Here is a 16,124-nt window from a genome sequence, read left to right as displayed (position 1 = left end):
ACACCCAAAGTGACCTTATGTTAGCGCTCAAATGTTGACGCCCCGTTCAGGGGTGCTATCAAGCCTGTGATTGGCCTGTAACCAACCTCTTTCAAAAGGGACGCCCAAATGAGCACCATCATCGATATCCTCGGTCGCGAAATTCTTGACAGCCGCGGCAATCCAACTGTCGAAGTCGACGTTATTCTTGAAGACGGCACAATTGGCCGCGCTGCTGTGCCTTCTGGTGCCTCTACTGGCGCGCATGAAGCTGTTGAAAAGCGCGATGGCGACAAAGCCCGCTACTTGGGCAAAGGCGTTTTGGAAGCGGTTGCTGCCGTGAACGGCGAGATCGCTGAAGCGCTCGTGGGCATGGACGCCACCGAACAAGAAGCCATCGATGCTGTGATGTGTGAACTTGACGGCACGCCAAACAAAGCCCGCTTGGGCGCCAACGCGATCTTGGGCGTGTCTTTGGCCACTGCCAAAGCTGCGGCTGACTATTCTGCGCTGCCGCTTTACCGCTACATCGGTGGGTCCTCTGCGCGCGTTTTGCCCGTGCCTATGATGAACATCATCAACGGCGGCGAACACGCTGACAACCCGATCGACATCCAAGAATTCATGATCATGCCTGTGTCAGCTGTGAACATCAAAGAGGCGATCCGTATGGGCGCTGAAGTGTTCCACACGCTGAAAAAAGAACTGACCGCAGCCGGTTACAACACAGGTATTGGTGATGAAGGCGGCTTTGCTCCTGCGATCAACTCTGCACGCGAAGCGCTTGATTTCATTATGAAGTCCATCGAAAAAGCAGGCTACACTCCAGGAAAAGACATCTACCTTGCGCTCGATTGTGCGTCTTCTGAATACTACGTTGACGGCAAATACGAGCTCAAAGGCGAAGGCAAATCTTTGTCCTCTGCTGAAAACGCTGACTACTTGGCGGCTTTGTGTGACGACTACCCGATCATCTCGATTGAAGACGGCATGGACGAAGACGATTGGGACGGCTGGAAGCTTCTCACAGACAAAATCGGCGACAAAATCCAACTCGTTGGCGATGATCTTTTCGTGACAAACCCAGTGCGCCTCGCAGATGGCATCAAACAAGGCGTGGCCAATTCCATGCTCGTCAAAGTTAACCAAATAGGCACACTGTCTGAGACACTCAAGGCGGTCGATATGGCCCACCGCGCCCGCTATACCAACGTGATGTCGCACCGCTCCGGCGAAACCGAAGACGCGACCATCGCCGATTTGGCTGTCGCCACAAACTGTGGTCAGATCAAAACAGGGTCGCTCTCGCGCTCAGACCGTATGGCCAAATACAACCAGCTGATCCGCATCGAAGAAGAACTCGGCGCCACAGCAGAATACGCCGGCACATCCATCCTCAAGGCCTGAGGCCGCGAGCCGCGGCAGGCATTATTGGTGCCATGCTGAGGACTTGTTGATAGAATAACAAAAGCCCCGCCAGTTTGGTGGGGCTTTTACTTTGCTTGACTGGCGACGATTCATATCACAAAGGCTTAGACACCTTATCCGCCACAAACGACCGATGCTGCACGGCCAGCCACATGATCGCGCAGATGATGCCAACAGCAATCACCAAAAGACCGTAGTTGCGAATGAGATCATGCGAATTGGCAGACACAAGCTGCACGCCGATGGCCCCCATCAAAGTGCCGCCGCATTGAATGAGCGCCGCCGCCGAGCCTGTGTCTTTTGTTTGTTGCTCCAAAAGCAAATTTGCCCCAGGAACACGTAGCGCGATGACCGACATCGTCGCCATGGCGGCGCAGGCGGCAAATATCCATTGGGATTGAGCCGCAAACACCACAAGGCACACACCGCTCACGATGATCACGCCAAAGCACCCAAAGACGAACGTTTGCACCCGAATATGAGCCGACAGCCGCATATAGAGCATCGGCCCAAGGCCCGCGCAGGCCGCATTGAACGCGAAAATATAGCTAAACGCCTGCTCTGACATGCCAAAATCGTCGATATAAACGTAAGCCGCCGTGCCCAAAAACGCCATCAAGCACATCGGCACAAGCGAGAACAACACCAACAAATACGTGAATCGCGGGTTTCTCAGGACAACGGTCAAGCGGCCCCATGATTTCGAAATTGGAGCGGAAGATTTTTCCTCAATTGTTTCGCTGTACAGCGCGACAAGGCCTGCTGTGAGACAGCCAAAAAGCGCCAACGCCACAAACATCGCGCGCCACGTGGTCACTTGCAGCAAGAAGGCCCCCAACACGGGCGCCACCATCGGTGCAATGATCACCAACGACATGACCGTCGCCATAACCTTTTCGCGCTCTCGCCCGTCAAACAGATCCTTGACGATGGCCGTGCCAACCACCGTCACCCCGCCCCCTGAAAGCCCCTGCATGATCCGAAAGGCAATCAGGCTTTCGATATTCGACACCATGGCGCACAGAAGGCTCGCGATGATGTAAATGGCAAGGGCTGCAAATAAAATCGGCTTGCGCCCCGTTTTCTCGCTCAGCGGCCCCCAAAACAACATGCCCACCGCAAAGGCGACCATATAAGCCCCAAGGGTGGTGTTGATCATGGCATGGCTGGTCGCAAAGGCATCCGCCATCTGCGGCAAGGCAGGCAGATACAGGTCCATGGTCAGCGGCGGAAAGGCCCCCACAATGATCAACAAAAACAGCGTTCCGCGTCGGCCTAATTTCGGCTGCTCAACATTCATCTAAAATATCCCACTTCGCTGATCTCGATTCTCAGATCAATGCACGCTGAGTTCTAAAGGGTGCAAGTTTCCCCGTCCAGCCAAGCCGCGCGCCGCGGCGGGTATATTTTCTGCCGCGCTGAAAGCGATGGACCAAACGACAAATGCCCCGCCAGATTGGTGGGGCTTTACCTTAACAAATGAGAGCGCCACGGGGAAAAACTCAAGAATTTCCCCGCAACCACACCCCGCTCAATTCAAGTCAATTCCAAAAGGAAAATGACGAAGAGGCAATCACATCGTCTTGGATCGCTTGCGTCATCACCGTCCAGTCCACGGACATACTGTCATGTGCGGGCAAAGTTTCGGGTGATGCGCTGAGGGCATAGACGGTGATTTTATATTCGTGACGCCCACCGGGGGGCGAACAAGGCGGCGTGTAGCCGGTGAAACGCTCGTCTTTATCCGCGCCTTCATCGCCTAACGATTCAGGATTACCATGAGGCAAGCCCGTGGTTTCGGGCGGGATGTTCCACAGCAGCCAATATTGGCTCGGCGCATCAACGCCCTCGACCCTGCCCCGTGGATAATGCTGCATGATCACAGCCAAGCTTTCGGTGCCCTCGGGCACGCTTGTCCACTCCAGCGGCGGCGTCAACCCATCGCCCCCATCGCGCGAACATTTCATGTCGGCGGGCAGATCACCGCCATCTGCAATCGCGGGGCTTGTCAGGGTGAATGTGTCTTGGGCCAGCACCGGACCAGTGGCGGCAATGCAGAGCAGCATCGCAGCGAAGCGACACTCAATTCGGGGTGGGATCATCTGGAGGTTATCCTTTTCAAAACGCATCAAAGCGAAAGAGCCAACTCAAGACTGATACGCGCGCGTCAAGATTTTCCGTCGCAGATATTCGTCTCAAGCTCCAAAAAGCGACAAGGCGCGCCCCCCTTGAGGCCCAAGGCCTTTAAAACATGTAAAACGATACCAGTGCTAATGTTTAAACTGTTTAAACTTTACGCCCAAAAGTCGTTAAAGATCAGGTGTCGACACCTGCCCGCCCCCGACAGCGGCCGCGACGCCTGTGGTGCTCGGACAGCTTGTCGGCAAACCGCGTTTGACCCGCATGGCCAGATAGGCAAAGGCCTGCGCCTCCAACATGTCGCCATCCAATTCCACCACCTCAATCGGCTCGACAGGGCAATCAAGTGCGGCAGACATCATCGCCATCATCACCGCGTTTTTGCGCCCGCCACCGGACACCAAAACCCGCATGGGCGGGCTTGGGCAATGCTCCATCCCTTGAACCACGGCGGCTGCGGCCATAGCGGTCAAAGTGGCTGCGGCATCGGGGTCACTTAAGTTTTGAACTTGTGACAAAACGTCATGAAAGTCATTTCGATCTAATGACTTAGGCGGCATTTTTGCGAAATAGGCATGGCGCGAAAACGCTTCTAACAAGTTGATATCCACCACGCCTTGCGCGGCCAGATCGCCGTTTTCATCATGCGATTTCCCGAACCGCGCTTGCATCAAATCGTTGATCGGCGCATTCGCAGGCCCTGTATCAAAAGCCAAAACCGCGCCCGTCTCAGCGGGGTTTTCGATCGCCGGATTAACCCAAGTCAGATTGCCCACGCCGCCAAGGTTTAAAAAAACCAGTGGTTCGCGCGCACTGATGTGGCGCGCACAGGCATGGTGGAAAAACGGCGCAAGCGGCGCACCTTGCCCGCCCATTGCCACGTCATTCGAGCGAAAATCCCAAACAACTGCCACATTCAAAATTTGCGCCAGAACGGATCCATCCCCCGCTTGATATGTGCCAAGCCCACGCGGATCATGCGCAAAGGTTTGCCCATGAAATCCAATAAAATCAAAGCCTTGCAACTCACTTAAAGCTTGTACATGGGCGGCTTCGATCAGTTCAATCGCCTCATCGGAGGCTTTCCAAAGGCTTAAATTGGCACGCAAAAGGCCTTGTTCATCATTTGTATAGGGACGAAAAAAGCTGTCGCCGAATTCGAAAATCGTCTCGCCATCGGTCAAGACAAGCGCCACATCGACCCCATCAAGCGAGGTTCCAGACATGCAGCCCGCGACCCAAATCGGTGCAGCTTTGTTTTTCACGGCCATGACACTCTTTCCCTTTGGCGTTTGGCCAGATATATCAGTCATTGCACGCCCTACAAATGGATAATGAGAGCAATGACATACCACCCCAAATCAGACTTTATGGCAGTGATGATCGAGCGCGGCTTTCTCGCCGATTGCACAGACTATCAAGGCCTTGATGAAGCCCTGAGCAAGGGTGTTGTTTCAACCTATATCGGCTATGACGCCACCGCGGCGTCGCTACATATAGGGCATTTGCTAAACATCATGATGCTGCGTTGGTTGCAAAAAACGGGTCACCAGCCGATCACTTTGATGGGGGGCGGCACCACGAAAGTGGGCGACCCAAGCTTTCGCGCCGACGAGCGCCCGCTTTTGACGGACGCAAAGATCAATGAAAACATCAACGGGATGCAAAAGGTCTTTGCGAAATACCTGTCATATGATGACACGCCCACAGGCGCGAAGATGTTGAACAACGCGGAATGGCTGGATGGGTTAAACTACCTTGAATTTCTGCGCGACATCGGTAAGCATTTTTCGGTCAACCGGATGCTGTCGTTTGAAAGTGTGAAATCGCGGCTTGATCGCGAACAATCTTTGTCGTTCCTCGAATTTAACTACATGATTTTGCAGGCTTATGACTTTTTGGAACTCAACCGTCGTTACGGCTGTCTGTTGCAAATGGGCGGGTCGGATCAATGGGGCAATATCATCAATGGTATCGACCTGACACGCCGCGTTTTGGACCACGAAATATATGGACTGACCTCGCCTTTGTTGACCACATCTGATGGCAAGAAGATGGGCAAATCCCAAGGTGGCGCGATCTGGCTGAACGATGAAATGCTCAGCTCTTATGAATTCTGGCAATTCTGGCGCAACACCACTGATGCCGACACAGGCCGGTTCTTGAAACTCTACACAGAGCTTCCTGTGGAAGAATGTGATCGCCTTGGCGCGCTGCAAGGCTCTGACATCAATGAGGCCAAGATCATTTTGGCCAATGAAGTGACTGCCCTGTTGCATGGACGTGCCGCCGCTGAAGCAGCGGAAGCCACGGCACGCGAAGTGTTTGAAAAAGGTGGCACGGGCGATGACTTGCCGACACTTGAACTGACCGCTGACGAGATCGGCGACGGCATTTCTATCGTGCAATTGTTCGTGCGCGCAGGTCTTGTTGGCACAGGCAAAGAAGCCAAACGCCTGTTTGCAGACAACGGTGCCAAGGTGAATGATGCAGACCACAAAGACGCAGGGCTTTTGATCACCGCAGCGGATATTAGCACGCCGCTGAAACTATCGGCCGGTAAAAAACGCCACGCTTTGGTGACACTTAAAGCTTAATCCACTGCGTTTGTCCAAAAACGAACAGCCTGCCGCGCCCTTATGCATGAGGGCGCGGTATTTTTATGCTCACTGAAATGTGCACGCAGTCAGATACTTTGGCCTTTTACTTTGCGGCATCAAAGAGGCATATTTAAACCATGTGTGACTCATATCTTCATAAAGAGCAGATCGCGCAGGCGTCCCTTTGCTTGACCCTTTGCCTGGGATTTGGCGCATCTTTTGGTGGCGAGGCCCAAGCGGAGACGTGGATCGAAAGCGAGGGCTGGGTCAGCTTGGGAGTGACGGATGGGCTTGATCAAAGTTCAAAGTCCGAAGGATTCTTCTTTGGTGGCAATGGGACTTGGTCAACGTCCGGTGATGGATTGGGACTTAGCTTTGGCGCGTTTGGCACGATTGGGCGGCTGCATGAAACCTATGCTGCGGCCACTTGGACCTCCGCACAAGACGCGCGGTATGCGGTGGGCAACCCTCGCCCGGCCTATGATCTATTCGCGCAGCCTGTGTTGGCCGATGTGTTTCTCTCGGCAACCCTAGAACGCAGTGATGTGGGCCTGAGCCGCGCGACAGATGGCGCCCTCACCGAGACGGAATTCCTCCCCATTGGCGGATCTTACATGCGCGATGGGGCGGCACTGTCGCTGCATTATGTGGATGAGTATAACACCTATATTTTGGGTGTTGCCGAGCGCTTGGACCTGTCTGAGATGTCACTCGATGCAGCGCTTGAACTGGTGGATGGCGATACAACCGAGGCCAATGCGAAACTGCAACTGAACCGCGATCTGGGTCCGGGAATTGCAACGGCCAGCCTGTTTTATGGCGGAGCCAATGACACGGGCACTGAGATGGAGCTGGCCTATCGCCATCCGGTCGGTGGCCGCGTGACATTGAGTGAAATCATCTCCGTGCCGCTGTCTGACAGCGATGATACGCTCGTGGCCCTTGGCGCACAGGTGGATCTTGGCGGAGCATGGTCGTTGAATACGGCGGCGTCATACGCAGACGACGACAGCGCGTTTATGGCCGGGGTCCGGATCGCGTTTTAAGCACGACACAGCAAAGAACACGGATAAAAAAGGGCGCTCGAAAGCGCCCTTTGTCATTTTCGTATCAAAGCCCGGCTCAATCCGTCACTTTGACCGACGACATCACATCCGGTGCGCCAATCACGGCCCCGTTCGGACCTGTGCCGCGTTTGATCGCGTTCACAACATCCATGCCCTCAGTCACACGGCCAACAACGGTGTATTGACCGTTGAGGTGTGGTGCTGGTGCGAACATAATGAAGAACTGAGAGTTGGCGGAATCTGGGTTCTGGCTGCGTGCCATACCAACGACGCCCGTGTCGAAGTTCTCGTCGGAAAATTCAGCTTTTAAATCAGGATACTCAGACCCGCCCATGCCCGCGCTGGACATGTTGAAGTCTGCGCCGCCAGTTTTACCGTATTGCACGTCACCTGTTTGCGCCATGAAGCCATCGATCACGCGGTGAAACACCACGCCATCATATGCGCCCTCATTGGCCAATTTGGTGATCTGCGCGACGTGACCTGGAGCTACGTCTTCGAGCAAATCGATTTTGATCACGCCATTGCTTTCGCCCGCGACTGTGATCTCAAGACCTGTCGCAAAGGCAGGGGCCGATGCGAGCAAAGCCAGAGCTGTGAGCGCGGATTTAAACATCAGCGGCCACTTTCACAGAGATCATGCAATCAGGGTATTGCGCAGGCTCGCCGCGTGTCACTTTGTCGACAGCTTCCATGCCAGAGATCACACGGCCGTAGACAGTGTACTGGTTGTTGAGGAAGTGGTTGTCAGAAAAGTTGATGAAAAACTGTGAGTTGGCAGAATCTGGGTTCTGGCTGCGTGCCGCACCGAGTGTGCCGCGGTCATGTGGCAGGCTTGAAAACTCGGCAGGAACGTCAGGCAAATCAGAGCTGCCTGTGCCTGCGCGACGGATTTCAAAATCTTTATTTTGGTTGCCAAACTGAACATCGCCAGTTTGCGCCATAAAGCCGTCAATCACGCGGTGAAAGACAACACCGTCGTAAGCACCTGAACGCGCAAGCTCTTTCATGCGTGCTGTGTGCAATGGGGCAACGTCTGGCAAAAGTTCGATCACGACTTGGCCGTGCTCAAGTTCAACGAGGATTGTGTTTTCTGGATCTTTGATATCGGCCATGGTGTGGTTCCTTATCTGAAAAATAGGTCTGTTTGGCGCGCAACTTAAGGCGCAAAGACGCCAAGGGAAAGGGCAAGTTTGTGTGAACGGCACCAGCTTGCCCGATATGCAACCATTGACCTTGAACGCATGGGCGGGCAAACAAGGGCAAATTCATCAAACGCCCCCGCGCAAGGATACCCTCATGGCTTGGAAAACGCTCGACGACATGGATTTAAACGGCAAGATTGTGCTCACCCGTGTGGACATCAATGTGCCTATGAAAGACGGGCGGGTGACCGACGCGTCACGCATTGAGCGCATCAAACCGACGATTGACGAAATCATTGCTAAAGGCGGTGTGCCTGTGATGCTGGCGCACTATGGTCGCCCGAAAGGCGAATATGTGGCCGAGTTGTCTTTGTCACATGTTTTGCCTGCAGTGACTGAAACGCTGGGCCGCGATGTGACGTTCATCGAGAAACCGTCGCGCGAGGCGCTGGACGCTTTGCCCGCAGGGTCTGTCGTGCTGATCGAGAACACGCGTTTTAGCAACATGGAAACAGACAACGATCCGCGCATGGCGCAGTTTTTGGCCTCGCTCGGTGACATCTTTTGCAATGACGCGTTTTCTGCCGCGCACCGTGCACATGCATCGACCACTGGCGTCGCGCATCTCCTGCCATCTTGTGCTGGCCGCTTGATGCAGCAAGAGCTGTCCGCCTTGGAAACCGCTCTGTCTAAACCAGAACGCCCTGTTGTGGCGGTTGTTGGTGGTGCGAAAGTGTCGACCAAGTTAGATTTGCTGAGCAACCTCGTGCGCAAGGTCGATCACTTGGTGATTGGCGGCGGCATGGCCAATACGTTTTTGGCTGCTCAAGGTGTGAATGTCGGCAAGTCCCTGTGCGAGCACGACTTGGCTGATACTGCGCGCGACATCTTGAAGAAAGCGGACGAAGCGGGCTGTGAAATTATCCTGCCTGTGGATGTGACCATTGCATGGGAATTTGCGGCGAACACCAAACATGAAACTGTTGATGTGACGGCTTGCCCTGATGATGCAATGATTTTCGATGCAGGTCCTCAATCGGTTGAACGGATCAATGCGGTGATCGCGGCCTCCAAAACTCTGATCATGAACGGGCCTTTGGGTGTGTTTGAACTTGAGCCCTTCGGCACTGGCACCTTTGTGATGCTGGCTGAAATTGCCAAGCAAACAGATGCAGGCGCGCTGATTTCCGTGGCTGGTGGTGGTGACACTGTGGCGGCAGTAAATGCGGCAGGTGTTGCGGATAGCTTTACTTACATTTCGACCGCAGGCGGCGCGTTCCTTGAATGGATGGAAGGCAAAGAGCTGCCAGGTGTGACCGCGCTCGGCTAGAATTCCCTTGTGTCCAATAGATCTAGAAACGCCTGCCTCAGTTGAGTGCAGGCGTTTTTCATGATCGCCTCCCTAACAATTTACCGACGGTGGCCTTGTAGAGAACTGCCTGAAGATCGAAATGTTAGCGCCAACGCGCCAAGTGTTAGCGCAACCATTTTCAATGTTAGCGCGACCACAATTGCACGAAAATCAAAGCCACGTTAATCACGCCTCAGACCCATGACCCGTCCCGCTTATGGGACTCCGATGTAATGAGGAATATCCATGTCGATCCAAGAAATGACAGCCAAAATCCGCGACGGCCAAGGTTTTATCGCAGCCCTTGACCAATCCGGCGGCTCTACCCCAAAAGCACTGGCGCAATACGGGATCGAACCTAACGAATACAACGGTGACGACGAAATGTTCGACATGATCCACGCCATGCGGTCGCGTATCATGCAGTCCCCTGCCTTCACGTCTGACAAAGTCATCGGCGCGATCTTGTTTGAGATGACAATGGATCGCCAAGTCGCTGGCAAACCAACACCTCAATACCTGTTCGAAGACAAAGGCGTCGTACCATTTTTGAAAATCGACAAAGGCTTGGAAGCTGAAGTTGATGGTGTTCAATTGATGAAACCGAATCCTGGCCTAGACGATCTTTTGGCACGCGCCGCGGCTTTGGGGGTATTTGGCACCAAAGAACGCTCTGTCGTAAATGCGGCCAATCCTGCGGGCATCAAAGCTGTTGTAAAGCAACAGTTTGAGATCGGCGAACAGGTGATCAAAGCGGGCATGATGCCAATGCTTGAGCCTGAAGTGACCATCACCATCGCAGACAAAGCCGAAGCCGAAGCGATTTTGCGTTCTGAGATTTTGGCCGAGTTGGACGCACTTGATGAAAGCAAACAGGTGATGTTGAAACTGTCTTTGCCGACCGAGGTGAATTTCTACAAACCCCTGATCGATCACCCTCGGGTTTTGAAAGTTGTGTCTTTGTCAGGCGGATATTCACGCGAAGAAGCCAACGCCAAATTGGCGCAAAACACCGGCATGATCGCGTCTTTCTCGCGTGCCTTGATCCAAGGGCTGAACGCCAAGCAAGCCGATAGTGACTTTGATGCCATCCTTGGCACAGCCACAACAGAAATTCACGCGGCCTCAGTCGCAGGATAAATCCGCTATATATAGTTGAGACAAAGGGGGGCAGCACGATATGCTGCGCCCCTTTTTTAAATTCCTGAGGTGGTTTGTTAACACTCTGAATATCTTAACTTAATCGCACACGCCTAAGGGCGAAAAAAATGATGCCCGCGATTCGAAAAGGGATTCACAAAGCGATTCGCCTATGCCATAGTCTTCCTCACGGATCACCCACAAGAGGTGGCCGTGGCAGTAACTACAGGTAACCCCCCTATCATGGCGTCCATCCGCAAACGTCCTTCTATCGCTGTTCTGATATATACAGCCATAATCGTCACACTTGGCGGTTACTTCACCTTTGCATCCGTGCAAGGCGAGTACGGGCTGTTCCGCCGCATTCAAATTGAGGCGGAGCTTGAAGACCTACAAGCGAAGAGTGCGATACTTGCGGCAGATCTCGAAGTTATGCGCAACAAAACGTTGCGTATGTCTGACGGGTATCTGGATCTGGATCTTCTCGACGAGCAAGCGCGAGATGTTCTGGGTTATGTGCGCGCCGATGAGTTGGTCATTCGCTAAGAGTGCTTCTAAAGCGTTGCAAGTTGGGCTTGTGTCACAGGCTGAACTTGAAGCGCAAGCAACCAAACGAGGTTGCACGCACTTCGAAATCAAGTTGTGACACGGCTTTGTTTCGAAACACTTTAGAGCACCCTTAGCGAACCCAATCACCCCTGCCCTTAAACAAACCTGCACCAAATAAAGGCCCCCACCTCGGACTAGCTTTGAGGCATTAAAGCCCTTTATTGATCGAGCCACAGATGCCCTCCATTTCCCGCAAAGTTATTTACATCACGACCGGCCTTATTGTTGCCGCCACAGCCGCAATTCTTTTATGACCCCCATGAAAAAAGACATCAGCAAACAAGCCATTGAAGACGCAACATTTCTTGTCAATTTGAACGCGCCAACCGCGCAGATAGAACTAGAACTTACCCAGAAATCCCAAAAGACCCTAACTCCCAAAAGACCCTAACTCCCAAAAGACCCTAACAAAGGTGAGTGAAGGGCTCATCCCGCTTGGCGGGAAAGTGATTGATCAAGAAGCCTTTTTCTATGCACTCCAAGGAGACGCTCCAAAAACCTTGGCCGAAGACATTCACAACCATGCGATTCAATTATACGCGCACTCACTTGCTGAGAGTGACCTTGCTGAAGTCGTAGCCTTTTACAAAACCAGCACTGGAAGAGATCACAATGCGCTCATACGCTCCCCAGATACCTATAAAGATGGCAACGCAAGTCAAGTGGTCGACGAGTGGATAGAAAGCCTTACCCCGAGCAATCAGTCATATGGAAAGCCTTTAACGTGGCGCAAATTGCGACCATAATGGAACGCGAGGACATTGTGCAATTTGAAATCCCAGCAGCGCGCAAAACCGCAATCACCAAGCTTCGCGAGGGCACTAGATAACCCTTGCGCCAGACGCATAGCTGCTGCGCGCAGCGCATAGTAAATTCTTGGTGCAATTGCAGGCAGAGTTCTATATAATATAGTTTAACGCTAAACTATATCCGCGACTTTGGAGGAGGAAGCCGTATGGCGCCCAAGAAGACCACCGCAAGTACAACGAGCAAAGCAAACGTTTCAAAAGACGAATTGCTCGCGTATTACAAGGACATGCTCCTTATCCGCCGTTTTGAAGAAAAGGCTGGCCAGTTGTATGGCATGGGCCTTATCGGCGGCTTTTGTCACCTCTACATCGGTCAAGAAGCCGTTGTTGTCGGGCTTGAGGCCGCGACCAAAGAAGGCGACAAACGCATCACATCATATCGCGACCACGGGCATATGCTCGCGTGTGGCATGGATCCAAACGGCGTTATGGCTGAATTGACGGGCCGCGAAGGTGGCTATTCGAAAGGCAAAGGCGGCTCCATGCACATGTTCTCGAAAGAGAAACATTTCTATGGCGGTCACGGCATCGTTGGCGCGCAAGTGCCACTTGGTGCGGGTCTGGCGTTTTCTGACAAATACAAAGGCAATGACAATGTGACCTTCGCCTACTTCGGCGATGGCGCGGCCAACCAAGGTCAGGTCTACGAGACCTATAACATGGCGCAGCTTTGGGACTTGCCGGTCATTTTCGTCATCGAGAACAACCAATACGCTATGGGCACATCGGTTCAACGCTCAACCAAATCCCCATCCTTGTGGGAACGTGGCGCGGCTTACGGCATCCAAGGCGAAGAAGTCGACGGCATGGATGTGCTGGCGGTGAAAGAAGCCTCTGAGAAAGCTGTAGCGCATTGTCGTGCAGGCAAAGGTCCATACATTTTGGAAGTGAAAACATACCGTTACCGCGGTCACTCCATGTCTGATCCGGCCAAGTACCGCTCACGCGAAGAAGTGCAAAAGATGCGTGAAGAACGTGATCCTATTGAAGCGATCCGGTCCTTGCTGCTGACAGGCAATCACGCCACCGAAGACGATCTCAAAGCCATCGACAAAGAGATCAAAACCGTGGTCAACGCCTCAGCTGAGTTTGCCAAAGAGAGCCGCGAGCCCGCTTTGGAAGAACTTTGGACAGACATTTACGCCTAATTCGAGGGAGGAATTCACTCATGGCTATTGAACTACTTATGCCCGCCCTCTCTCCGACGATGGAAGAAGGCACACTTGCGAAATGGCTCGTCAAAGAGGGCGACACCATTTCATCCGGCGATATCATCGCTGAGATTGAAACTGACAAAGCAACGATGGAATTCGAAGCTGTGGACGAAGGCATCATGGGGAAAATCCTCGTGGCTGAAGGCACAGAAGGCGTCAAAGTCAACGAGGCCATCGCGATCATGGTCGAAGAAGGCGAAGACGCATCCAACTTGAGCGCCTCTGCCCCTGCGGCAGCAGCGCCTGTTGAAGCGGCACCAGTTGCGGCGACCCCTGCGGTTGCAGCGGCTCCTGTTGCAGCCCCACAGGTTATCGAGCCAGATTACCCTGAGGGCACAGAGCTGAAATCCACCACAGTTCGCGAAGCGCTCCGTGATGCGATGTCCGAAGAGATGCGCCGCGACGGCGACGTGTTCTTGATGGGCGAAGAAGTGGCCGAATACCAAGGCGCTTACAAAATTTCGCAAGGGATGTTGGACGAGTTTGGCGAAAAACGCGTCATCGACACGCCAATCACCGAGCACGGCTTTGCTGGCATCGCAACTGGTGCGTCGTTCGGCGGTCTGCGTCCCATCGTTGAATTCATGACCTTCAACTTTGCCATGCAAGCGATCGATCACCTGATCAACTCTGCCGCCAAGACACTTTATATGTCTGGTGGTCAAATGGGCGCGCCTATGGTGTTCCGTGGTGCCAATGGTGCCGCTGCCCGCGTTGGCGCACAGCACTCACAGTGTTACGCCGCTTGGTACATGCAAGTGCCTGGTCTGAAAGTGGTCATGCCTTACTCGGCTGCTGACGCCAAAGGCCTGATGAAAACAGCGATCCGCGACAACAATCCTGTGATCTTCCTCGAAAACGAAATCATGTACGGTAAAGCCTTTGACGTGCCTGTCATGGATGATTTCACCATTCCGTTCGGCAAAGCCAAGATTGAGCGCGCAGGCGACGATGTCACCATCGTGTCCTTTGGCATCGGTGTCGGTTATGCTTTGGAAGCGGCTGAGAAATTGGCAGCAGACGGCATCGCGGCAGAGGTGATCAACCTGCGGACCTTGCGCCCTATGGACACCGAAACGATTTTGGCATCTGTGCGCAAAACCAACCGCTGCGTCACTGTAGAAGAAGGCTGGCCACAAGGCTCAGTCGGCGGCTACATCAGCAACGTGATCATGCAAGAAGCGTTCGATTACTTGGACGCGCCAGTGATCAATTGCACAGGCAAAGACGTGCCAATGCCTTACGCTGCAAACCTAGAAAAACATGCTTTGCTCACAGTCGACGAAGTCGTCGCTGCGGTCAAATCTGTGACCTACCGTTAAGGAGACTGACACATGGCTATCGAACTTCTCATGCCCGCGCTTTCTCCGACAATGGAAGAAGGCACATTGGCCAAATGGCTGGTGAAAGAGGGTGATACAGTGACCTCTGGCGATGTGATCGCCGAGATCGAAACCGACAAAGCAACGATGGAATTCGAGGCAGTCGACGAAGGTGTGATCGGTAAGATCACCGTCGCCGAGGGCACCGAAGGCGTTAAAGTCAACGCGCAGATCGCTATTTTGCTGGAAGAGGGCGAAGACGCCTCTGCCATGGCAAATGTAGGTGCTTCGGCACCTGCAGCGGCGGCGGCACCAGCCGAAGCCCCTGCACCAGAAGCCGCAGCGACAGAAGTTGCAGCCCCTGCCCCATCGGCACCCGTTGCATCCACTGGCGAGCGCGTGTTTGCCTCACCTTTGGCGCGTCGTATTGCGGCACAAAAGGGCTTGGATCTGACAACCATTGCAGGCTCTGGCCCCAAAGGTCGCATTGTCAAAGCCGACGTAGAAAATGCAACAGCCGCACCGGCTGTTGAAGCACCAAAAGCGGCAGCATCTGTTGCGGCTTCTGCACCTGCCGCCCCACAAGGCGCTTCTGCAGATATGGTTGCAAAAATGTACGAAGGTCGCGTGTACGAGGAAGTCAAACTCGACGGCATGCGCAAAGTTATCGCTGCGCGCTTGTCCGAGGCCAAACAAACCATTCCGCATTTTTACCTGCGCCGTGACATCAAGCTTGATGCGCTGCTCAAGTTCCGCTCCCAGCTCAACAAACAGCTGGAAGCACGCGGTGTGAAATTGTCGGTCAATGACTTTATCATCAAAGCCGTTGCCAACGCATTGCAGCAGGTGCCTGAGGCCAATGCTGTTTGGGCTGGCGACCGTGTCTTGCAGATGAAATCATCTGACGTGGCGGTGGCTGTGGCCATCGAAGGCGGGCTATTCACGCCTGTTTTGGAAGACGCAGATATGAAATCCTTGTCCGCTTTGTCCACCCAGATGAAAGACATGGCCAAACGCGCACGCGAGCGCAAATTGGCGCCTCAAGAGTACCAAGGCGGGTCGTTTGCGATCTCTAACTTGGGCATGTTCGGCATCGACAATTTCGACGCCATCGTGAACCCACCACATGCCGGTATCTTGGCTGTTGGTGCAGGCAAAAAACAGCCTGTGGTTGGTGAAGACGGCGAATTGACAGTGGCGACAGTGATGTCTGTCACAATGTCTGTTGATCACCGCGTGATTGACGGTGCTGTGGGTGCGAACCTGCTAAATGCCATCGTTGAGAACCTTGAGAACCCAGTTGCGATGCTTGCATAAGCAC

The 16,124-nt window shown here is 53.6% G+C and carries 15 protein-coding genes; 10 read left to right on the top strand and 5 right to left on the bottom strand.

Annotated elements, in window-relative coordinates:
* The first annotated feature begins 108 nt into the window (after positions 1–108).
* Positions 109–1,386, top strand: coding sequence for a phosphopyruvate hydratase (gene eno, locus WNY38_RS00405; RefSeq protein WP_342855339.1), 1,278 nt, complete (start codon positions 109–111; stop codon positions 1,384–1,386).
* Positions 1,387–1,501: 115 nt separating this feature from the next.
* Here the strand turns inward: eno and WNY38_RS00400 are convergent, their stop codons facing one another.
* The 3 genes from WNY38_RS00400 to WNY38_RS00390 form a co-directional block, all read right to left on the bottom strand.
* On the bottom strand, positions 1,502–2,707 hold the full coding sequence (locus WNY38_RS00400) for a multidrug effflux MFS transporter (RefSeq protein ID WP_342855338.1): 1,206 nt from the start codon (positions 2,705–2,707) through the stop codon (positions 1,502–1,504).
* A 241-nt stretch (positions 2,708–2,948) separates the two neighbouring features.
* Positions 2,949–3,509, bottom strand: coding sequence for a YbhB/YbcL family Raf kinase inhibitor-like protein (locus WNY38_RS00395; protein WP_342855337.1), 561 nt, complete (start codon positions 3,507–3,509; stop codon positions 2,949–2,951).
* Positions 3,510–3,716: 207 nt separating this feature from the next.
* A complete protein-coding gene (locus WNY38_RS00390; protein ID WP_342855800.1) occupies positions 3,717–4,772 on the bottom strand; it encodes an anhydro-N-acetylmuramic acid kinase in 1,056 nt (351 codons plus the stop codon).
* Positions 4,773–4,889: 117 nt separating this feature from the next.
* Here WNY38_RS00390 and tyrS point away from each other — a divergent pair, with 117 nt between their 5' ends.
* On the top strand, positions 4,890–6,143 hold the full coding sequence (gene tyrS / locus WNY38_RS00385) for a tyrosine--tRNA ligase (protein ID WP_342855336.1): 1,254 nt from the start codon (positions 4,890–4,892) through the stop codon (positions 6,141–6,143).
* A 191-nt stretch (positions 6,144–6,334) separates the two neighbouring features.
* Positions 6,335–7,192 carry a hypothetical protein gene (locus WNY38_RS00380; RefSeq protein WP_342855335.1) on the top strand — a complete coding sequence of 286 codons (858 nt, stop codon included), beginning with the start codon at positions 6,335–6,337 and terminating at the stop codon, positions 7,190–7,192.
* A 76-nt stretch (positions 7,193–7,268) separates the two neighbouring features.
* Here the strand turns inward: WNY38_RS00380 and WNY38_RS00375 are convergent, their stop codons facing one another.
* Together WNY38_RS00375 and WNY38_RS00370 are read right to left on the bottom strand one after the other, a co-directional pair.
* Complete coding sequence (locus WNY38_RS00375; protein ID WP_342855334.1) at positions 7,269–7,829, bottom strand: peptidylprolyl isomerase; 561 nt, start codon at positions 7,827–7,829, stop codon at positions 7,269–7,271.
* Positions 7,822–8,328 carry a peptidylprolyl isomerase gene (locus tag WNY38_RS00370; protein ID WP_342855333.1) on the bottom strand — a complete coding sequence of 169 codons (507 nt, stop codon included), beginning with the start codon at positions 8,326–8,328 and terminating at the stop codon, positions 7,822–7,824. The genes WNY38_RS00375 and WNY38_RS00370 overlap by 8 nt, the downstream gene beginning before the upstream one ends.
* A gap of 184 nt (positions 8,329–8,512) precedes the next feature.
* Here WNY38_RS00370 and WNY38_RS00365 point away from each other — a divergent pair, with 184 nt between their 5' ends.
* The 7 genes from WNY38_RS00365 to WNY38_RS00335 all read left to right on the top strand — a co-directional run bounded on the left by WNY38_RS00365 (position 8,513) and on the right by WNY38_RS00335 (position 16,120).
* Positions 8,513–9,688 carry a phosphoglycerate kinase gene (locus WNY38_RS00365; RefSeq protein ID WP_342855332.1) on the top strand — a complete coding sequence of 392 codons (1,176 nt, stop codon included), beginning with the start codon at positions 8,513–8,515 and terminating at the stop codon, positions 9,686–9,688.
* A gap of 267 nt (positions 9,689–9,955) precedes the next feature.
* Positions 9,956–10,849, top strand: a complete 894-nt coding sequence (locus tag WNY38_RS00360; RefSeq protein ID WP_342855331.1) for a fructose bisphosphate aldolase — start codon at positions 9,956–9,958, stop codon at positions 10,847–10,849.
* A gap of 243 nt (positions 10,850–11,092) precedes the next feature.
* Positions 11,093–11,395: a septum formation initiator family protein gene (locus WNY38_RS00355; RefSeq protein WP_342855798.1), complete on the top strand. Its 303-nt coding sequence runs from the start codon at positions 11,093–11,095 to the stop codon at positions 11,393–11,395.
* 476 nt (positions 11,396–11,871) lie between these two features.
* Positions 11,872–12,204, top strand: a complete 333-nt coding sequence (locus WNY38_RS00350; protein ID WP_342855330.1) for a DUF2059 domain-containing protein — start codon at positions 11,872–11,874, stop codon at positions 12,202–12,204.
* A 209-nt stretch (positions 12,205–12,413) separates the two neighbouring features.
* Positions 12,414–13,415 (top strand): pyruvate dehydrogenase (acetyl-transferring) E1 component subunit alpha, encoded by a 1,002-nt coding sequence (gene pdhA / locus WNY38_RS00345; RefSeq protein ID WP_342855329.1) that lies wholly within the window; start codon positions 12,414–12,416, stop codon positions 13,413–13,415.
* Positions 13,416–13,435: 20 nt separating this feature from the next.
* Entirely contained in the window at positions 13,436–14,803 is a 1,368-nt protein-coding gene (locus tag WNY38_RS00340; RefSeq protein WP_342855328.1) for a pyruvate dehydrogenase complex E1 component subunit beta, read from the top strand.
* Positions 14,804–14,815: 12 nt separating this feature from the next.
* Positions 14,816–16,120, top strand: coding sequence for a pyruvate dehydrogenase complex dihydrolipoamide acetyltransferase (locus WNY38_RS00335; RefSeq protein WP_342855327.1), 1,305 nt, complete (start codon positions 14,816–14,818; stop codon positions 16,118–16,120).
* Positions 16,121–16,124 lie beyond the last annotated feature (4 nt).

Source organism: Pacificibacter sp. AS14 (genome assembly GCF_038899935.1).
Lineage (GTDB): Bacteria > Pseudomonadota > Alphaproteobacteria > Rhodobacterales > Rhodobacteraceae > Celeribacter.
This window is presented reverse-complemented; position numbering and strand designations above follow the sequence as displayed.